General features: G+C 63.3%; 16 protein-coding genes and 1 pseudogene. 11 read left to right on the top strand and 6 right to left on the bottom strand.

The annotated features are described in order from the left end of the window. Positions 1 to 165: 165 nt before the first annotated feature. Positions 166 to 1,455 carry an MFS transporter gene (locus tag C9990_RS27815; RefSeq protein WP_065900419.1) on the top strand — a complete coding sequence of 430 codons (1,290 nt, stop codon included), beginning with the start codon at positions 166 to 168 and terminating at the stop codon, positions 1,453 to 1,455. A 3-nt stretch (positions 1,456 to 1,458) separates the two neighbouring features. On the opposite strand, the gene C9990_RS27810 is transcribed toward C9990_RS27815, so the two are convergent. Continuing rightward, positions 1,459 to 2,829 carry a gluconate:H+ symporter gene (locus C9990_RS27810; RefSeq protein WP_106805243.1) on the bottom strand — a complete coding sequence of 457 codons (1,371 nt, stop codon included), beginning with the start codon at positions 2,827 to 2,829 and terminating at the stop codon, positions 1,459 to 1,461. 253 nt (positions 2,830 to 3,082) lie between these two features. Here C9990_RS27810 and C9990_RS27805 point away from each other — a divergent pair, with 253 nt between their 5' ends. The 4 genes from C9990_RS27805 (at position 3,083) to C9990_RS27790 (ending at position 9,618) form a co-directional block, all read left to right on the top strand. Continuing rightward, positions 3,083 to 3,988: a cation diffusion facilitator family transporter gene (locus C9990_RS27805; RefSeq protein ID WP_106805242.1), complete on the top strand. Its 906-nt coding sequence runs from the start codon at positions 3,083 to 3,085 to the stop codon at positions 3,986 to 3,988. Positions 3,989 to 4,098: 110 nt separating this feature from the next. Next, positions 4,099 to 5,319 carry a TolC family protein gene (locus C9990_RS27800; protein ID WP_106805241.1) on the top strand — a complete coding sequence of 407 codons (1,221 nt, stop codon included), beginning with the start codon at positions 4,099 to 4,101 and terminating at the stop codon, positions 5,317 to 5,319. Between the two features lie 18 nt (positions 5,320 to 5,337). Continuing rightward, entirely contained in the window at positions 5,338 to 6,444 is a 1,107-nt protein-coding gene (locus tag C9990_RS27795) for an efflux RND transporter periplasmic adaptor subunit (protein ID WP_106805240.1), read from the top strand. A gap of 18 nt (positions 6,445 to 6,462) precedes the next feature. After that, entirely contained in the window at positions 6,463 to 9,618 is a 3,156-nt protein-coding gene (locus tag C9990_RS27790; protein ID WP_106805239.1) for a CusA/CzcA family heavy metal efflux RND transporter, read from the top strand. Here the strand turns inward: C9990_RS27790 and C9990_RS27785 are convergent. From C9990_RS27785 to C9990_RS27775, 3 genes are all read right to left on the bottom strand, one after another. Beyond that, positions 9,533 to 10,969: a heavy metal sensor histidine kinase gene (locus C9990_RS27785; protein ID WP_106805238.1), complete on the bottom strand. Its 1,437-nt coding sequence runs from the start codon at positions 10,967 to 10,969 to the stop codon at positions 9,533 to 9,535. The two genes, C9990_RS27790 and C9990_RS27785, sit on opposite strands and share 86 nt — an antisense overlap. Then, positions 10,966 to 11,640 (bottom strand): heavy metal response regulator transcription factor, encoded by a 675-nt coding sequence (locus tag C9990_RS27780; RefSeq protein WP_065900428.1) that lies wholly within the window; start codon positions 11,638 to 11,640, stop codon positions 10,966 to 10,968. Before C9990_RS27780 ends, C9990_RS27785 begins: the two co-directional genes overlap by 4 nt. A gap of 341 nt (positions 11,641 to 11,981) precedes the next feature. After that, positions 11,982 to 13,301: an OprD family porin gene (locus C9990_RS27775; RefSeq protein ID WP_106805724.1), complete on the bottom strand. Its 1,320-nt coding sequence runs from the start codon at positions 13,299 to 13,301 to the stop codon at positions 11,982 to 11,984. A 225-nt stretch (positions 13,302 to 13,526) separates the two neighbouring features. On the opposite strand from C9990_RS27775, the gene C9990_RS27770 reads away from it, so the two are divergent. From C9990_RS27770 to C9990_RS27760, 4 genes and pseudogenes are all read left to right on the top strand, one after another. Next, entirely contained in the window at positions 13,527 to 13,859 is a 333-nt protein-coding gene (locus tag C9990_RS27770) for a DUF2790 domain-containing protein (RefSeq protein WP_065900430.1), read from the top strand. Next, positions 13,859 to 14,740: pseudogene (locus tag C9990_RS33195) on the top strand (PAS domain-containing protein); the annotation flags it as partial. The gene C9990_RS27770 and the pseudogene C9990_RS33195, both read left to right, overlap by 1 nt. Positions 14,741 to 14,848: 108 nt before the next feature. Beyond that, positions 14,849 to 15,280, top strand: coding sequence for a methyl-accepting chemotaxis protein (locus C9990_RS33190; protein WP_371920712.1), 432 nt, complete (start codon positions 14,849 to 14,851; stop codon positions 15,278 to 15,280). A 59-nt stretch (positions 15,281 to 15,339) separates the two neighbouring features. After that, on the top strand, positions 15,340 to 15,918 hold the full coding sequence (locus C9990_RS27760) for a flavin reductase family protein (RefSeq protein WP_106805237.1): 579 nt from the start codon (positions 15,340 to 15,342) through the stop codon (positions 15,916 to 15,918). 40 nt (positions 15,919 to 15,958) lie between these two features. On the opposite strand, the gene C9990_RS27755 is transcribed toward C9990_RS27760, so the two are convergent. After that, positions 15,959 to 16,843: a LysR family transcriptional regulator gene (locus C9990_RS27755; protein WP_106805236.1), complete on the bottom strand. Its 885-nt coding sequence runs from the start codon at positions 16,841 to 16,843 to the stop codon at positions 15,959 to 15,961. 122 nt (positions 16,844 to 16,965) lie between these two features. On the opposite strand from C9990_RS27755, the gene C9990_RS27750 reads away from it, so the two are divergent. After that, the gene (locus C9990_RS27750; RefSeq protein ID WP_106805235.1) at positions 16,966 to 18,324 is read left to right on the top strand and encodes an MFS transporter; all 1,359 of its coding nucleotides are present in this window, start codon (positions 16,966 to 16,968) and stop codon (positions 18,322 to 18,324) included. 37 nt (positions 18,325 to 18,361) lie between these two features. Here C9990_RS27750 and C9990_RS27745 read toward each other — a convergent pair whose 3' ends face one another. Then, the gene (locus C9990_RS27745; protein ID WP_106805234.1) at positions 18,362 to 19,171 is read right to left on the bottom strand and encodes an AraC family transcriptional regulator; all 810 of its coding nucleotides are present in this window, start codon (positions 19,169 to 19,171) and stop codon (positions 18,362 to 18,364) included. A gap of 139 nt (positions 19,172 to 19,310) precedes the next feature. Here C9990_RS27745 and C9990_RS27740 point away from each other — a divergent pair, with 139 nt between their 5' ends. Beyond that, positions 19,311 to 19,949: a LysE family transporter gene (locus tag C9990_RS27740; RefSeq protein WP_106805233.1), complete on the top strand. Its 639-nt coding sequence runs from the start codon at positions 19,311 to 19,313 to the stop codon at positions 19,947 to 19,949. The last annotated feature ends 19 nt before the right edge of the window (positions 19,950 to 19,968 follow it).

Below are 19,968 nucleotides of genomic sequence, written 5' to 3'. Positions count from 1 at the left end.
ATTATGGTGTTGGCAGTTTTACGGCATGTTCCGCTACGGCCATTCATATGGGAATGCAGTTATCTTCATCGATCCATGAGGAAAACAAATATATCTGCCGCGATTGCCATCATCCGGCCCAGCTCATAACCTGCACGCCATTTTGTTTGTCTGCCGAGCCATCACATGACTGCCACCTTTTCTCCACAGGCGCAGCGTTTTTCCCGCTCCGACTACAAAACCCTGGGCCTGGCCGCCCTCGGTGGCGCGCTGGAAATCTACGACTTCATCATCTTCGTATTCTTCGCGCTGACCCTGAGCCAGCTGTTTTTCCCGCCGGAAATGCCCGAGTGGCTGCGCCTGCTGCAAAGCTTCGGGATCTTCGTCACCGGCTACCTGGCACGCCCGCTGGGCGGCATCCTGATGGCGCACTTTGCCGATCACCTGGGGCGCAAGCGCGTGTTCAGCCTGAGCATCCTGATGATGGCGTTGCCCTGCCTGCTGATCGGGATCATGCCCACCTACGCGCAAATCGGTTATTTCGCGCCGCTGATCCTGCTCGTGCTGCGGGTGCTGCAAGGTGCCGCGGTCGGCGGTGAAGTCCCCAGCGCCTGGACGTTCGTCGCCGAGCACGCGCCGCCGCACCATCGCGGCTACGCCCTGGGCTTCCTGCAGGCCGGCCTGACCTTTGGCTACCTGCTCGGTGCGCTGACCGCGACGCTGCTGGCGCAAGTCTTCACCCCGGCCGAAATCCTCGACTACGCCTGGCGTTTTCCCTTCCTGCTCGGCGGTGTGTTCGGCGTGATCGGCGTGTGGCTGCGCCGCTGGCTGAGTGAAACCCCGGTATTCCTCGAAATGCAGGCCCGTCGCCACGCGGCTGCCGAACTGCCGCTGCGCACGGTATTGCGCGACCATCGCGCCGTGCTGCTGCCGGCGATGGTCCTCACCTGCGTGCTCACCTCGGCGGTGGTCGTGCTGGTGGTCATCACCCCGACCATGATGCAGAAAACCTTCGGCATGAGCCCCAGCCACACCTTCGCCTTGAGCGCACTGGGCATCGTCTTCCTGAACATCGGCTGCATCCTCGCCGGCCTGCTGGTGGACCGCATCGGCGCCTGGCGCGCGGTGCGGGTCTACAGCGTGTTGCTGCCGCTGGGGGTCGCGCTGCTCTACGCCAGCCTGATCAACGGGGGCGTGTGGCTCGGCGCGGCCTACGCCGTGGCGGGCTTGAGTTGCGGGGTGGTGGGCGCGGTGCCGTCGGTGATGGTCGGGCTGTTTCCGGCGCCGGTGCGGGTGTCGGGAATTTCCTTCACCTACAACATCGCCTATGCACTGTGGGCGAGCACTACGCCGCTGCTGCTGATTGCGCTGATGCCGACCAGCCCGTGGATTTGCGTGGGGTATTGCGTGGTGATGGGCGCGGTGGGGGTGGGAAGTGTGGCGCTGTTTGGCAAGCGCCACACCCTGGTTGGCTGAAACTCAGGTCAAAAAGTGCCAGAGCAGCAGGGTACCGATCAGGCCGACGACTGAAACAATCGTCTGCAACACCGACCACACCCAGATCGTCTGCTTCAACTGCAGGCCAAAGTACTCACGCACCATCCAGAACCCGGCGTCGTTGACGTGGCAGAAGAACACCGAGCCGGCGCCAATCGCCAGTGCCACCAATGAACTCTGGGTGGCGGCCAACCCGGCCATCATCGGCGCGAGGATACCGGCCGTGGTGGTCGTGGCGACCGTCGCCGAGCCGGTGGCCTGGCGCAACGCCACGGCAATCAACCAGGCCAGCAACAGATACGGCATGTGGGCGCCTTCGGCGACTTTGCTGATGGTCTGGCTGACGCCGGCGTCGAGCAGGGTTTGCTTGAGGCCGCCGCCGGCGCCGATGGTCAGCAGCAACACGGCGATGGGCGCGAGGGCCTTGCGCAGGGTGTTGCCGACTTCGGCGCGCGGCATGCCGGCGGCCCAGCCCAGGCAGATCACGGCGGCTATCACCGCGAGGCCGAGGGCGATCAGCGGTTCACCAAGGAATTTCAGGGTCAGGCCCACCGTGCTTTCCGCCGGCAGGGCGACTTTGGCCAAGGTGCTGCCGAGCATCAGAATCACCGGCAACAGGATGATCAACAGCGACACGCCAAAACTCGGCTGGCGCGGCGCCTTGGGCGGTGCACTGAACAGCGCGCCGATGTCGGCCGGCTCATCCACGTGCAGGCGCTTGGACAGCCAGTTGCCGTAGAGCGGGCCGGCGAGGATCACCGCCGGCACCGCCAGGCAGAAGCCCAGCAGCATGGTCAGGCCGAGGTCGGCGTGCAACGCGCTCACTGCAATCAGCGGCCCGGGGTGCGGTGGCATCAAGGCGTGCAGGGTGGTCATGCCCGCCAGCGCCGGGATGGCGATTTTCAGCAGCGGCTGGTTCGAACGCTTGGCCATCACAAAGATGATCGGCACCATCATCACCAGGCCCACTTCGAAGAACAGCGGCAGCCCGATCACCATCGCCACCAGCGCCATCACCCATGGCAGCGACTTGCCCTTGCCCAACCCCAGCAGGGTGGTGGCGATGCGGTCGGCGGCGCCGGATTCCGCCATCAGTGCGCCGAGCATCGAGCCCAGGGCAATGATGATCCCGGCTTCACCGAGGATCGCCCCGGCGCCTTTGCTGAAGGCCTTGGCCACTTCTTCCGGCGGCAGTCCGGCACCGACCCCGGCGATAAAGGTGCCGATCAGGATCGACAGAAATGGTGGCAACTTGGTCGCGCTGATCAGCACGATGATGCTGGCGATGGCCAACAGGACGCAGAACATAAGGCGGGTGTCGTGAACCATCCACGCGGCAGTCGATAACTCCAAAACGGGACTCCTTATCGAACAGGTTGGGGAAATTGTTTCTTTTTGTTTCCTGCACGAAAAGCATACCTGATACAACGGTTCCAGAGCGTGCCTGTGCGATTTTGGTGCGCTCGACAGTAACGTGCCAATGGCCCGTTGATGACAATTGTGCAACCTATGGCAATGAGTCGGGCCTATAGCTCTATGCTCAATCACACACCTGTGGGAGCCGGCACGCCAGCGCCTGCCGCCAACAACATCACGAGGGTTGCTCATGAGTGCAGGACACAGCCACGCCCAAGTCCGCGCGGGCCACGAGCGCAAGTTATGGTTCGCCCTGGGGCTGACCACCAGCTTCATGATTGCCGAAGTCATCGGCGCCTTTGTCACCGGTAGCCTGGCGCTGCTGTCCGACGCCGCCCACATGATGACCGACGCCCTGGCCCTGGCGATTTCCCTGGTGGCCATTCAGGTCGCCAAGCGCGCCGCCGACCGCAAGCGCACCTTTGGGTATGCGCGGTTTGAAATCCTGGCAGCCGCTTTCAATGCACTGCTGCTTTTCGCCGTGGCGTTTTACATTCTGTATGAGGCCTATCAACGCCTACAGGCGCCTGCGCAAATCCAGTCCACCGGCATGCTGGTGATTGCGGTGCTGGGGCTGATCGTCAACCTGATCGCCATGCGCCTGCTCAGCGCTGCCAGCGGCGAGAGCTTGAACGTCAAGGGCGCCTATCTGGAAGTCTGGAGCGACATGCTCGGCTCCATCGGTGTGATGATCGCGGCGGTGGTGATCATGTTGACGGGCTGGGGTTGGGTCGACTCGCTGGTGGCGGCAGCCATCGGCTTCTGGGTACTGCCGCGCACCTGGAGCTTGCTCAAGGAAAGCATGAACGTACTGCTGCAAGGCGTGCCGGACGGTATCGATATCGACCAGGTGGAGCAGGCCATTCGCGCCATTCCCGGGGTCAAGGATGTGCATGACCTGCACATCTGGGCACTGACCAGCGGCAAAAACGTGCTGAGCACACATCTGGTGACCGATTCGGCGCTGGACACTGAGCACAAGATCCTCAGCCAGGTGACGGAAATGCTGCATGAACAATTCGATATTTCCCACGCTACCGTCCAAGTCGAAGGCGACGGTTTTGCGCATGACGAACATGACGAGGTGCACGCCTGATCCTGGCTAACGGATTTGTAATGTTCTGCCCACCGCCCTGATAAGTACCGAAAGCTACATTGCCCCCCGCTGGGAAACCTCAGCGACTTCATGGGCGTGGAACTTTCGTTATGGCAATTTCTGTTAGAACACTGTTGGGGGCGGTGGCGTTGTGGGGCGTCGCTGCGGTGGCCCAGGCGCAGACCCTCACCCTCGACGCAGCCCTGCAAACCGCCTTCGCCAATAACCCTGACCTTGCCGCCGCGCAGTGGGACATCGACATCGCCGAAGGCGGTCGCCAGCAGGCGGGCTTGATCCCCAACCCGGTGGCGTCCTGGGATGCCGAAGACACGCGGCGCGATACGCGCACCACCACGATCAAACTGAGCCAGACCCTCGAGTTGGGCGGCAAGCGCGGTGCGCGCATTGACGTGGCCACGCGCGCCCAGGACGCCGCAGCGCTGACCCTGGAGCAGCGGCGCAACACGCTGCGCGCCGAGGTGATCGACAGCTATTACGGCGCCCTTCGCGCCCAGGAACGCCTCGACCTGGCGCAACGTTCCATGGCATTGGCCGAGCGCGGCCTGGTGGTCGCCAACGGCCGCGTCAGCGCTGGCAAGTCGTCGCCGGTGGAGGCCACGCGCGCCCAGGTGCAGCTGTCAGAGATCCGCCTCGAACTCAACCGCGCGCAGATGGGCCTCACCGACGCCTACCGCCGTCTGGCCGCGAGTACCGGCAGCGCGTCGACCGACTTCCAGGCCCTCGCCACACAGCCTCAGTCCACCCCTTCATTACCCTCCGCGAATCAATTGCTCGCACGCCTGGAACAGACCGCCGAGTTGCGCCTGGCCGAACTGCAGATCCTGCAGAACGAAGCCAGCGTGGGCCTGGAAAAAGCCCAGCGTATTCCCGACCTGGATGTGTCCATCGGCAGCCAGTACGACGCCAGCGTGCGCGAGCGGGTCAACCTGGTGGGCGTGTCGATGCCGATCCCGCTGTTCAATCGCAACCAGGGCAATGTCCTCGCTGCCAGCCGCCGCGCCGACCAGGCCCGCGACCTGCGTAACGCCGCCGAACTGCGCTTGCGCACCGAAATCCGCCAGGCCCTGGACCTGTGGCACACCGCCAATACCGAAGTGCGCGCGTTCAACCAGCAGATCCTGCCGGCTGCGCAAAGCGCGGTGGACAGTGCCACGCGGGGCTTTGAAATGGGCAAGTTCAACTTCCTCGAGGTGCTGGACGCCCAGCGCACGCTGATTGCGGCCCGCACCCAATACCTCACGGCAACCGCCCAGGCCACCGAGGCCTGGGTGCGTATCGAACGGATTTACGGCGACCTCGCCCGGTTTTGATTTTTTCTGGAGTGGCTTATGAACAAACGACACGGCGTGGCGCTTGCCGTCGCCCTGGGCCTGATGCTGTCTGGCGTGGCCGGCGCCGAGGAAGAGGAAGGCAAACTTGAACTCACCGAGCAGCAAATCGAAGCAGCCGGCATTCAGCTCGCCCAGGCCCAGCCCCGACAGATCAGCACGTTGCTGACGCTGCCGGGAGAGGTGCGCTTCGACGAGGACCGCACCTCGCATATCGTGCCGCGTGCGGCCGGGGTGGTGGAGTCGGTGCGGGTCAATCTCGGGCAATCGGTGAAGAAAGGCGAGCTGCTGGCGGTGATCGCCAGCCAGCAGATTTCCGATCAGCGCAGTGAGCTGGCCGCCAGTGAGCGGCGGGTCGAACTGGCGCGCACGACCTTCCAGCGCGAGCGGCAATTGTGGCAGGACAAGATTTCCGCCGGGCAGGACTACCTGCTGGCGCGCCAGACCCTGCAAGAGGCCGAAATCGCCCTGAACAATGCCCGCCAGAAGATGACGGCCCTCAGCGGCAGCGCCGTGCTGGTGGGCGGCAACCGCTATGAATTGCGGGCGCCTTTCGCCGGTGTGGTGGTGGAAAAACACCTGGGTGTCGGCGAGGTAGTCAGCGAAACCAGCAACGCGTTCACCCTCTCGGACCTGTCCCAGGTGTGGGTCACCTTCGGCGTGTTTCCCAAGGATCTGAACAAGGTCCGGCTCGGCAAACCGGTGAAAGTCAGCTCCACCGAAATGGGCACCGAGGTACTCGGCAGCGTGGCTTATGTCGGCAATTTACTCGGCGAGCAGACGCGCACCGCCACCGTGCGTGTGACGGTGCCCAACCCCGACGACGCCTGGCGCCCAGGGCTGTTCGTGACGGTGCAACTGGCCACCGACACCTACCAGGCCAAGGTCACCGTGCCGCATACGGCGATCCAGACCGTCGAGGACAAACCGTCGGTATTCGTGCGTACCCCGGACGGTTTTATCACGCGTCATCTCGAACTCGGCCTGAGTGAAAACGGCTACGTCGAAGTGCGTCAAGGCCTCGATGCCGGGGCGCAAGTGGCCACGGTTGGCAGCTTCATCCTCAAGTCCGAACTGGGCAAGGGCTCGGCCGAGCACGCCCATTGATCCCGCGAGTGATTTCTCATGTTTGAGCGCCTTATCCAATTCGCCATCGAGCAGCGCATCATCGTGCTGCTGGCGGTGCTGTTGATGGCCGGTGTCGGCATCGCCAGCTATCAGAAACTGCCGATCGACGCGGTGCCCGACATCACCAACGTGCAGGTGCAGATCAACTCGGCGGCGGCGGGTTTTTCGCCGCTGGAAACCGAGCAGCGCATCACCTTTCCCATCGAGACCGCCATGGCCGGGTTGCCCGGCATGCAGCAGACCCGCTCGCTGTCGCGCTCGGGCCTGTCGCAGGTGACGGTGATTTTCAAGGACGGCACCGACCTGTTCTTCGCCCGCCAGTTGGTCAATGAGCGCCTGCAAACCGCCCGCGAACAATTGCCGGCCGGCATCGAGACCGCGATGGGGCCGATCTCCACCGGCCTCGGCGAAATTTTCCTGTGGACCGTCGAGGCCAAAGACGGCGCACTCAAGGAAGACGGCACGCCGTACACGCCGACGGACCTGCGGGTGATCCAGGACTGGATCATCAAGCCGCAACTGCGCAACGTGCCCGGTGTGGCCGAGATCAACACCATCGGCGGCTTTGCCAAGGAATACCAGATCGCCCCCGACCCCAAGCGCCTGGCGGCCTACAACCTGACCTTGAGCGACCTGGTCACGGCGCTTGAACGCAACAATGCCAACGTCGGCGCCGGTTATATCGAGCGCAGCGGCGAGCAGTTGTTGATCCGGGCGCCGGGACAAGTGGCGTCCATCGACGACATCGCCAACATCGTCATCACGAGCGTGGAGGGCACGCCGATCCGCGTGCGCAATGTCGCCCAGGTCGAGATCGGCCGTGAATTGCGCACCGGCGCGGCCACCGAAAACGGCCGTGAAGTGGTGCTGGGCACGGTGTTCATGTTGATCGGCGAAAACAGTCGCAGCGTGTCCCAGGCGGTGGCGAAAAAACTCGAGAGCATCAATCGCTCGCTGCCCGCAGGGGTGGTGGCCGTCACCGTGTATGACCGCACCGACCTGGTCGAAAAAGCCATCGCCACCGTCAAGAAAAACCTCTTCGAAGGTGCGCTGCTGGTGGTGGCGGTGTTGTTCCTGTTTCTGGGCAATATCCGTGCGGCGCTGATCACCGCGATGGTGATTCCCCTGGCGATGCTGTTCACCTTTACCGGGATGTTCACCAACCGGGTCAGCGCCAACCTGATGAGCCTCGGTGCGCTGGACTTCGGCATTATTGTCGACGGCGCGGTGGTGATCGTCGAAAACGCCATCCGCCGCCTGGCCCATGCGCAGCAGCGTCACGGCCGCCTGCTGACCCGCAGCGAGCGCCTGCATGAAGTGTTTGCCGCTGCCAAGGAGGCCCGCCGCGCATTGATCTTCGGGCAACTGATCATCATGGTCGTGTACCTGCCGATCTTCGCCCTCACCGGTGTGGCCGGGAAGATGTTCCACCCCATGGCCTTCACCGTGGTGATTGCCTTGCTGGGTGCGATGATTCTGTCGGTAACCTTTGTGCCGGCCGCGATTGCCCTGTTCGTCACCGGCAAGGTCAAGGAGGAAGAAAACCTGGTGATGCGCACCGCGCGCCGGGCGTATGCGCCAGTCCTGGATTGGGTGATGGGGCGTCGTCCGCTGGTGTTCGGCCTGGCCGTGGTGACCATCCTCGCCTCGGGCTGGGTAGCCAGCCGCATGGGCAGCGAATTTATCCCCAGCCTCAGCGAAGGCGACTTTGCCCAGCAGGCCTTGCGCGTGCCCGGCACCAGCCTGACGCAATCGGTGCAGATGCAGCAGCAACTGGAAAAAACCCTGATGGCCCAGGTGCCGGAAATCCTGCGGGTATTTGCGCGTACCGGCACCGCCGAAATTGCCTCGGACCCGATGCCGCCGAACATTTCCGACAGCTATGTGATGCTCAAGCCGAAGGACCAATGGCCGGACCCGAACAAGTCCCGCGAAACCCTGATCGCCGATATCCAGCGCGCCAGTGCGATTGTGCCGGGCAGTGCGTATGAACTGTCGCAACCGATCCAGCTGCGTTTCAACGAGCTGATATCCGGGGTGCGCAGCGACGTGGCGGTGAAGGTCTTCGGCGATGACATGGCGGTGTTGAACGCGACGGCCGGGGAAATCGCCGAGACCCTGCAAAAGCTCGGGGGCGCCTCGGAGGTGAAGGTGGAACAGACCTCCGGCCTACCGGTGCTGACCATCAATATCGACCGTGACAAGGCCGCGCGCTTTGGCCTGAATGTCGGCGACGTGCAGGACACCATTGCGGTTGCCGTGGGAGGGCGCCAGGCCGGTACGTTGTACGAAGGTGACCGACGTTTTGACATGGTCGTGCGTTTGTCCGACGCACTGCGCACCGATATCGACGGCCTGTCGCGGCTGTTGATTCCGGTGCCGGCGCTGGCGGGTAACGCGGCCGGGCAGTTGGGGTTTATCGCCTTGTCCCAGGTTGCCAGCCTGGACCTGGTCCTCGGCCCGAACCAGATCAGCCGCGAAAATGGCAAGCGCCTGGTGATCGTCAGCGCCAACGTGCGTGGGCGTGATATTGGCTCGTTCGTGGCAGAGGCCGAAACGGCGATCAGCGCGCAGGTGAAAGTGCCGGCGGGTTACTGGACCACCTGGGGTGGCCAGTTCGAGCAGTTGAAGGAAGCCTCCGAGCGCTTGCGCATCGTGGTGCCGGTCGCCCTGCTGCTGGTGTTCGGGTTGCTGTTCATGATGTTCAACAACCTCAAGGACGGGCTGCTGGTGTTCACCGGGATTCCGTTCGCCTTGACCGGTGGGATCATGGCGCTGTGGCTGCGGGATATTCCGCTGTCGATCTCGGCGGGGGTGGGCTTTATTGCCTTGTCCGGCGTGGCGGTGCTCAATGGGTTGGTGATGATTGCCTTCATCCGCAACCTGCGCGAGGAGGGGCGTTCGTTGTCGGTGGCGATCCACGAAGGCGCGTTGACCCGTTTGCGCCCGGTGTTGATGACTGCGCTGGTGGCCTCCCTCGGGTTCATCCCCATGGCCCTGGCCACCGGCACCGGCGCCGAAGTGCAGCGCCCGTTGGCGACGGTGGTGATCGGCGGGATTATCTCTTCTACGCTACTGACCTTGCTGGTGCTGCCGGCGCTGTACCAGTGGGCGCATCGCAAGGAAGAGGAAACACCAGGTCGAAGCGCGTAAAGCGCCCGGGCTGGCTGCTGACGTCGGCGTGCCCCTGATGCAGGCGCATGATCGACTGCACGATGGCCAGCCCCAGCCCGGTGCCGCCCTCGGCGCGGGTACGGCTGCTGTCGGCGCGGTAAAAGCGTTCGAACAGGTGTGGCAGGTGGTGAGCTTCGATGCCACGGCCGGGGTTGCCCACCGACAGCGAGACGCTGTGGTCGTAGCTTTCCACCAGCAGCAACACCGTGGAGCCCTCGGGCGTATGGCGAATCGCGTTGGACAGCAGGTTGGAAATCGCCCGCTGGATCATCAGGCGATCGCCCTTGATCCAGGCGTCGCCGCGCAGGCTCAGGCTCACGTGTTTGTCTTCGGCGCTCAGGGCGAACAGCGCCATGACCCGCTGCGCTTCGGCACCCAGCGACACCGCGTCGAAACCCGCCCGTGCAGCGGGGTGGCTGACCTGGGCGAGAAACAGCATGTCGGAGACGATGCGCGACAGGCGTTCCATTTCCTCGGCGCAGGATTCCAGCCCGGCCTTGTAGGCCTCGCCGGGACGCTCGCGGGACAGGGTCACCTGGGCCTTGCCCATCAGGTTGGTCAGTGGCGCGCGCAGTTCGTGGGCGAGGTCATCGGAGAATTGCGACAGCTGCTGCACACCGGCGTCGAGGCGATGCAGCATGAAGTTGATGCCTTCGGCCAGCTCGCCCAACTCCTTGGGCAGGTTGTCCAGCGACAAACGGTGTGTCAGGTCCTGGGTACTGACCTTGGCTGCCACGCGGCTGAACTGCTGCAGCGGCGCGAGCCCACGTTGCACCAGCCACCAGGCGCCCATGCCGATCAGGAGCAGCAGCATCGGCAGCGCGATCACCGTGGAGCGCAGGTAGGCACTGAGCAGGGCCTCATCATCGGAGCGGTCCAGCGACAGCAGCACGCGCACATTTTCGCCGCTGCGCAACGGCATCAGCCGCGTGGCACTGAGGATGCGATTGCCGCGCCCATCCACCCAATTGAGGTAGGCCAGGGTCTTGCCGGCGGCCACGTCGAGCAACAGCGGTTGCTGGGGCTTGGCACCGACGCTGAGCAGCACCGGTGCATCGGGGGCGCCGCCGATGATGGTCAGGTAGATGTTGTCGTGGCCCATCACCAGGTCGAGCAGCGAATGGGGGCGGGCGGCAATATCGTGCGGCTTGAGGTCCTGGCCGAGGCTGTGTTCCAGTTGCTCCAGTTTGTTTTCCAGGCCCTTGCGCGCGAGCTTGTCCAGCTCGTGGGTCAGCGCCAGGTAAGCCAGGGTCGCCAACAGCACGACCAGGCCGGCGCCCATCAGGCTGACCGTCAGGCCCAGGCGCATCGACAGGCTGCTGGTCCTCATGGGCGTGCCTCCAGCACGTAGCCGACGCCGCGAATGGTGTGGATCAGTTTGACCTCGCTCTGGTCATCGACCTTGCCGCGCAGGCGACTGATGGAGACTTCCACCACGTTGGTGTCGCAGTCGAAGTTCATGTCCCACACCAGGGAGATGATCTGCGTGCGAGTCATCACTTCGCCGGCCTGGCGCATCAACACGTGCAGCAAGGCGAACTCCTTGGTGGTCAGGTCGATCCGCCGGTTGCCGCGATAGGCGCGATGGCGGCGCGGGTCCAGCTCCAGGTCCGCGACACGCAGCACGTCCGGCAGCGGGATGTGCTCGCTGCGCCGCAGCAACGTGCGCACACGGGCCAGCAGTTCGGGAAACTCGAAGGGCTTGACCAGGTAATCATCGGCGCCCATGTCCAGGCCCTTGATCTTGTCGGCCAGCCGGCCGCGTGCCGTCAGCATCATCACGCGTTGATTGCCGTCGCGGCGCAGCTGTTCCAGCACCTCCCAACCGTCGGTGTTGGGCAGGTTCACGTCGAGTATCACCAGTTCATAAGTGTGCTGCCTGGCCAGGTGCAGGCCATCGATGCCGCTGGCGGCGCAATCGACGACATAGCCACTTTCGGTCAGGCCCTGTTGCAAGTAGTCAGCGGTTTTCTGCTCGTCCTCAACCACAAGGATACGCATGGGGGGTTTACCTTTTTTTACGAGAGGGGAGGTCCATGTCCTTATGGAATGACGTGTTCGGGGTAGGGGGAAATTCTCAACCGTGAAGTCGCTTCAGGGTCAACTGCGACCATCGGCCGCATAAGGGCGTGCGCAAAAAAAACGCCCCGACCGGGGCGTTAAAAATCCATCTCTTTCCAAAGGAGCTACACAAAAGCTTCAGAGATGAATGTGCTCGGTGTATGACGCGTTGAGTCCACTATAAGAAGTTCAACTTAACGGGAAGGTGGGCCCAATATTACAGTTCTGATACCTGGCTATTTGTGAACAGATGTTAGTTAACCGCGAACGACTGTAACGACTCACAGCGCCACCAGCGGGTATTCGGCAATCAGGCGAACTTCCTCCAGGTCGGATTCGAACGCACTGGAGCGCACCGTGGCCTGGCGCAGGCGCAGCGACAAGTCCTTCAGCGTGCCACTTTGCACCACGTACTTGGCCTCGACATCCCGCTCCCAGCGACGCTGGTCGGTGAGTGGATTGCCGGCCGCGTCGCGGCGCATGTACACCGCGTTGGCGTCGCTGTAGTCGGCGCCGGTGCCCTTGCCGTAGCGGGTCATGAACGACAGGCCGGGAATGCCGAAGGGCTGCATGTCCAAGTCGTAGCGCAGCATCCACGAGCGCTCCTTGGGGGAGTTGAAGTCGCTGTACTGGATCGAGTTGTTGAGGAAGATCGAATCCGACTGGCGCAGGTAATCGAAGTCGTCATCACCGTTGTTGCGCTGGTGCGACACGGCCAGGCTGTGGGCGCCAACCTTGACGCCGAGCCTGGCGCTCCAGATGGTGTTGTCGAATTCGCCAAGCAGCTTTTTGCCTTCATCCACCGCCTTGTAAAGGTTGACGTCGCCGAACAGCGAGACGTCGTCGGTCAGTGGGTAGCTGGCGGCGCTGCCCGCGTAATACTGGTCCCAGGCGTCTTTCAGGCGGCTGCTGTAGAGGCTGAAGCTGAGGTGCTGGTTGAGGCTGTAGTCGCCGCCGAAATAGCTGATCCAGGGCGAGTCGACCTTGCCTGCATAAAACGTTGCAAAGCCTTTATCCATGCCGCTTTCGCTGGGCTGGCTCATGCCGCTCAAACGCCCGCCCTGCAGGCTCAGGCCTTCCAGGCTGGTGTTTTGCACGGTCACGCCACGAAAGCTTTCCGGCAGCAGGCGCGAATCGCCATAGGCCACCACCGGGTTCAGCGGGAATACGTCGCCGGCCTTGATCACCGTGTCCAGCACGCGCAATTTCGCCGCGCCGCCGACCTTGCTGTAGCTGTCTTCGGGATGGTTGTCGCTGTCCACCGGCAGCACGCCGAACGAGCCTTTGCCACCGCTGCGGCCGGTGCCCGAGTCGAGCTTCAGGCCGACCATGGCAAACGCATCCAGGCCAAACCCCACCGTGCCTTGGGTGAACCCGGATTCGAATTTACCGATGAACCCCTGGGCCCAGGCTTCGGAGTAACCGTTGCCGGTGGGGCTGGACTGGCCCTTGCGGTCATCGCGATTGAAATAGAAATTGCGCGCCAGCACGTTCACGCTGCTGCCTTCGATAAACCCTTCGGGTTTTTCTTCTACTGCCACGGCGGCCAGCGGCAACGTGGCGACCAGTGACAGGGGAAGGGTGTAATAACGGATCCGCATGTTTCGCTCCTCGGTATTGGCAGTGATCAGCTTCTTATGGAGGCGGGCGTTCTTATTGATCTGGCCCGGGCTGATAGTTGCAAACCGTGGATAACGACTGGGTGGCGGCAACATTACAATTCTGGAAACTGGTGGCCACCTAACAAATAAGTAATGTTCTGGTGAACATCGCGTCAGGGTTCGCTGGTTAGTCTCGGCACTGAACTTTCAGTCGAGGAACCTGTGATGAACTTTTATGCAATCGCCCTGGGTGTATTTACCGCAAGCCTGTCACTGGGCGCATTGGCCGAAGGCGGCGGTGATCGCACTTTTGCGTTGATGATGGAGCGCAATGAAAAAGCCATGGCCGACTACGCGGTGAAAAACGGCAAGCCGGCGCCCGAGGTGCAGGCGTATCGCTACGGCATGAAACTGGACATTGCCAAGGTGATCAACGTGACGCCGCCGATCCGCGCGTGCAATCCCGTGCCCTCGCGCATGACCTATGAAGACTCCCGCGGCAATCTCAATACCCTGGAATATCAAGTGATGGGTGTGTGCCGAAATAACGGCAGTTGATGGATCCAAAAAAACAGTGGGGCCCACGCAAAAAAGCGCTTCAGAAAACGCCGCCAGCGCCGATGCAGGTCAGATCACTCTCCCCAAATGACCATCGGTGCCCCATGTTCAACACCCGTTTGAAGCAGGAGCTGTCGGCTCTTCGCGAAGAATTGTCCAGCTTGCAACAGGTCAAGGAGAGCCTGGAAAGCGAAATGCTGTGCCTGACGCTGGACGCCGAAGGCCGGGTGGAGTGGGCCAACGCCAACTTCCTGCAGGAACTGGTGTACGCGTCGAGCAACATTCTCGGTCGCCCGATCGAAGACCTGGTGCCCGATCATGTGCGCAATGATGAATTCCATCGCCGCTTCAAGAACGCCCTGGTGCGCGGTGAGCATTTCGCCGGCACCGTGCGCCTGATGCGCGGCAATGGCCAGGAGGCGTGGCTGCGCTCGATCTTGCAGCCGGTGCGCAGTTCGGAAGGGCGCATCAAGCATTTTTCGATCTACTCCAGCGACCTCACCCGCACGATCGAGGCCTCTCGCGAGCATGAAAACCTGATCACCGCGTTGGTGCGGTCCACCGCCGTGATCGAGTTCGACCTGGGCGGGCACGTGCTCACTGCCAACGATCGTTTTCTCGGCGGCATGGGTTACAGCCTGGCGCAGATCCAGGGCAAACATCACCGTATGTTCTGCGCGCCGGAAGAGTACAACAGCGCCGAATACCAACACTTCTGGAAGCGCTTGAACGCCGGCGAGTTCGTCGCGGCGCGCTTCAAGCGTGTGGACAGCCATGGCCGCACCGTTTGGCTGGAAGCCACCTACAACCCGGTGCTGGATGCCAACGACCGGCTGTACAAAGTGGTCAAGTTCGCCACGGTGATCACCGACCAGGTCAATCAGGAGCAGGCCGTCGCTGAGGCAGCGAACATTGCCTACAGCACGTCGTTGCACACCGACAGCAGTGCCCAGCGCGGTACTACGGTGGTGACCCAGGCGGTGGACGTGATGCGCGATCTGGCCAAGCACATGCAACAGGCCGGCGAGGGCATCGAGGCGCTCAACGCCCAGTCCCAAGTGATCGGCACCATCGTCAAGACCATCAGCGGCATCGCCGAGCAGACCAACTTGCTGGCGCTGAACGCCGCCATTGAAGCGGCGCGCGCCGGTGAACAAGGGCGTGGTTTCGCGGTGGTGGCCGATGAGGTGCGCCAGCTGGCGTCACGTACCAGCAAAGCCACCGAGGAGATTGTCGGCGTGGTGCGGCAGAACCAGGACATGGCCCGCGATGCGGTAACCCTGATGACTGATGGCCGTCTGCAAGCCGAGCAGGGCCTGGCCCTCGCGGCGGAGGCGGGCACGGTCATCGTCGAAATCCAGGACGGTGCGCAAAAAGTGGTCAGTGCAGTGGGACAATTCGCAAACCAGTTGTCGAGCTGAGCCGTGGGGCTTGTGCTTGAGGTATCGTAGGTTTTTTCCGCTTGAAGAGCCGATCCTCCATGAGCCCTACTCACCGCCGCCCCGTTCCGCTGTCCAAGGCCTACCGCCTGCTCAACCATGGGCCTACCGTGCTGGTCAGCGCGGCCCACAACGGCCAGCGCAATATCATGGCCGCCGCCTGGGCGATGCCGCTGGATTTCGAACCGCCGAAAGTCGCGGTTGTATTGGACAAAGCCACCTGGACCCGCCAACTGCTGGAAGGCGCCGGCACTTTCGTGCTGCAGGTGCCTTGCGTGGCCCAGGTCGATCTGGTCCAGACCGTCGGCAACACCACCGGCTCTGAGACGGACAAATTTGCCGCCTACGGCCTGCACACCTTCAGCGGTGAACACACAGAAGCGCCATTGCTGGAAGGCTGTGTGGCCTGGCTGGAATGCCGCCTGCTGCCCGAACCGCACAACCAGCAGGCCTACGACCTGTTCCTGGGTGAAGTGGTGGCGGCTTATGCCGACGAGCGCGTGTTCAGCGACGGCCGCTGGCACTTCGAAGGGCATGATTCGCTGCGCACCTTGCACCATGTGGCGGGCGGGCATTTCCTCACCATCGGCGCGCCGATTGACGGTAAAACCTTGCCTTGAGACAGCCCCCGCAGGCGCCGGCGTGTCTGCGCCTGCAGGGTTACCATTGCGCCTGGCCGAGGGCTTCGGCAAACGCCATCAGTTTTGGCGAGTACTGTCGGGACGGCGGGTAAACCAGCGAGATCGCCCGGCGGCGGCCAGCGAAGTTTTCCAGCAGCGGCACCAGGCGCCCGGCGGCCAAGTCGTCGCGCACGGCAAAGTCCATGACCTGGGCGATGCCGAAGCCGCCGACAGCGCCGTCGACCAGTGCATCACCGATATCAAAGATCAGCCGCCCTTCGACACTCACGTCCTGCACCTTGCCATCGAGCATGAACTGCCAATCGACCATGCGCCCGTTGCGCAGATTGCGCACGGTCAGGCAGTTGTGGTCCTTGAGTTCGTCGACGCTCTGCGGTGTACCGAAGCGCGCCAGGTAAGCCGGCGAGGCGACCGTGATCCAGCGCAGCGGCGCCAGCGGGCGGGCGATCAGGCGTTGGTCCTGGATCTCGCCGGTGCGCAGGAGCGCGTCGAAGCCTTCATCGACGATGTCCACCAGGCGGTCGGTCATCACTGCTTCGATGCGCAACGCGGGGTAACGCAAGGTCAGCTCGCCGATCACCGGCATGACCACCTTGCGCCCGAACAGCGAGGGCGTGCTGATCTTCAACAGGCCGGAAGGGGTGCTGCGGCGGTCGAGCATCAGCTTTTCGGCCTCGGCTAATTCTGCCAACAGCGGCGCGCTGCGCTCATAGAGCATCTGCCCGTCGGGCGTCAGGCTGACGCTGCGGGTGTTGCGTTGCAGCAGGCGTACGCCCAGTTCCTGTTCGAGGCGCGAAATGGCGCGAGACAGGCCCGACTGGGTCAGTCCCAGGTCTGCGGCCGCACGCGTGAAACTGCGGGTTTCGGCCACGCGGACCAACAGGCGAACAGCGTTCAGATCCATGATTAAAGTCATTACTGAAAGAGTGATTGCGCTATTTATCATCTGTTTCGCATAAAAGACACTGGCGGCTTCTCATTTTCGGACAGGACGCTGTGATGTCTCCCTCTCGACCCTCAGGCTGGATGCTGATGCTGCTGGCCACGGCGCAACTGATTATTGCGCTGGATGCGACCATCGTGTTCGTGGCGCTGCCGCAGATTGGCGCGCATCTGAACTTCTCCGCCGCGCAATTGCAGTGGGTGGTGAGTGCCTACAGCGTGGCGTTTGGCGGTTTCCTGCTACTCGGCGGGCGCGCCACGGATTTGCTTGGCAAGCGCCGTCTGTATCGGGTCGGCCAGTCGTTATATGCGCTGGCCTCCCTGGCTGCGGTGCTCGGTGGCAGCGCCGTGTTGCTGGTGCTGGCGCGGGCCGTGCAGGGGGTGGGCGGGGCGTTGTTGTTTCCGGCGACCTTGGCCCTGATCAACACCCACTATGCCGAAGGGCCGGCGCGCAACCGCGCGTTTGCCGTGTGGAGTGCGGCGTCGGCGGCAGGCCTGGCGCTCGGCGCGCTGCTGGGTGGCGTGCTGACTCAGGCCTGGGGGTGGGAGGCGGTATTTTTGGTCAACGTGCCGCTGGCGGGCGGTTGCGCCTGGGCGGCGCGCTACTGGATCCCCGCCGATGGCGAGCGTGCGCGCGGGCGCAACTTTGATGTGAGCGGCGCGTTGACCGTGACCGTTGGCGGCACCTTGCTGGTGTTTTCGCTGGTGCAGGGGCCTGAATGGGGCTGGACGGCACCGTCCACGCTGGGTTGCCTGGGCTTGGCGTTGGCGCTGCTCGGCCTGTTCGCCTGGATTGAACATCGCGGCCGCGACCCACTGATGCCGCTGCGTTTGTTTGCCTATCGCGAGTTGCGCATGGCGATGGTGCTGACGGCGGTGTTCATGAGCAGCTTTGGCGTGCAGTACTACTTTCTCGCGCTGTATTACCAGCAGGTCTACGACTACAGCGTGCTGCAGGCAGGGTTGGCGTTTTTACCCGCGACCCTGGTGTGCACGTTCGGGATCTGGCTGGCGGAGCGTTCGCTCGCCCGGTTGGGGTTACGCAACACGCTGGTCTGCGGGCAACTGGCCGGTGCCGTGGGGATTGCGCTGGTGTGCTGGGCGTTGCCGACAGGGGTAGGGTTCTGGTCGCTGCTGCCGGGGATTTTCATCCTGAGCATCGGCCAGGGCATGACCTGGACCGCGATGTGGGTCGCTGCGGGGCTGGGCATCCGGCCAGGCGAGCAAGGCGTGGCGGCGGGAATGGCATCTACCAGCCAGCAGATCGGTGGGGCGCTGGGCCTGGCGGTGCTGGTGTCAGTGGCAAATGCCGGGTCGAGCCAGGCGGCGGGGATCGAAGCGGCGATGGGCTGGAGTGCGACGATTGCCTTGGCCGGGGCGCTGCTGGCGCTGGGGCTCAGAGCGCGCGCACCGAAGCCGGACGCGTTGCTGGAAACCACCTAGATCAACGGTAGGCGTGGGTGTATTCCAGGCCAGGCCCTCAGCGCCCGAGCATCTTCACCCAGCGCGAGGGCGGCATGCCGTAAGTGCTGCGAAATTGTCGGGTCATATGGCTCTGGTCGGTGAACCCGGCGGTCAACGCCGCGTCCACCAGTGACTGGCCCTGGGCCAACAGGCTGCGCACCAGATCCAGGCGGCGCATGGTCAGGTAGCGATACGGGCTGGTGGCGAACAACAGGCGAAAATCCCGCGATAACGCCCAGCGGTCCCGACCGGCGTGCTCGGCGATTTCATCCAGGGTGATGCTGCGGCCCAGCGCGCTGTGGATAAATTCCCGCGCGCGCTCGGCGGCCACGTAATCGAACGTCTTGCGACTGGCAATCGCGCCTGAGGCATTGCTCAGGGCCTGCGCCAGGTCGAACATCGCGTCCTGTTCCTGCAGCGGGTCGATCGGGCAATCCAGGCTTTGCAGCAGCACTTCACTGGCACGGTGCAGCCATGGGTCGCTGGACAATCCGCCAGGAATGAACGGCAACGGCTTGCCGCCGATGATATGCTGGATCAGCGCCGGCTCCACATAGATCATCCGATATTTGAAGCCTTCCTCGCTGCCGGCGCGCCCGTCGTGGGTTTCATCGGGGTGAATCACCATGGTCGTGCCAGGCATGCTGTGGGTCATGCCGCCGCGGTAATGAAAGCTCTGTACACCGAACAGCGTGCGCCCGATGGCGTAGGTGTCATGGCGATGCGGGTCGAAGGCGAAGCCGGCAAAGTACGCCTCGATACGGTCCAGGCCGCTGGCGTGCGGCGCGCGGTGGAGCCAGTCGAGGATAGGAGTCGGTTTGCCCATGGTGGCTTGTCACAAAAAAGGGATGGAAACACGTTAACCCAGTCTGCATTCCTTGTCTGCCGGGGTCTTGTACGATTGTGCAGGTGCCGGGCGAGGCCTATGATCCTGGCTCGTGCCTTGCACCGATGGAGCTGCCCCGATGGATTTTTTCGACCCCGCCTATGTGGCGCCGCTGGTCTCGCTGGCCCTGCTGTGGACCGTGGCGGTGGTGACGCCCGGCCCCAACTTCTTCAACACCGCACAGTTGGCCGCCAGCTGTTCGCGTCGTCATGGCGTGGTGGCATCGGCGGGTGTCGCTACCGGCACGATCATGTGGGGCCTGGCGGGTGGCCTGGGCATCAAGTCATTGTTCACCGCTGCGCCGATGCTGTACCTGGCGTTCAAGATCATCGGCGGCTGCTACCTGATCTACCTGGGGCTGAAGCTGTTCAAGCGCTCGGCACCGGCCATGGGCCACAACCTGCTGGCAGATGAACCCCGGCGCTCGCTGTTTTCCGCCTGGCGCCTGGGCCTGCTGGGCAACCTGTCCAACCCCAAGGCCGCGCTGTTCGTCGCCACCATCTTCGCGTCGACCATGCCGCCTTCGCCCTCGCCGATGCTGTTGACCCTGGCGGTGATCACCATGGCCACGTTGTCATTCAGCTGGTACAGCAGCGTGGCCCTGGTGTTTTCCAGCGAGCGCATGGCCAACCTCTACAGCCGTTCGCGCAAATGGCTGGATCGTTTTGCCGGCGGTTGCTACGTGGTGTTCGGTGCACATCTGGTAGCGAATCGCTGACCGCCCGTGGTAAGAAGCC

The sequence above is a fragment of the Pseudomonas sp. S5D5 genome (assembly GCF_003013355.1).
Lineage (GTDB): Bacteria > Pseudomonadota > Gammaproteobacteria > Pseudomonadales > Pseudomonadaceae > Aquipseudomonas > Aquipseudomonas aylmerensis.
This window is presented reverse-complemented; position numbering and strand designations above follow the sequence as displayed.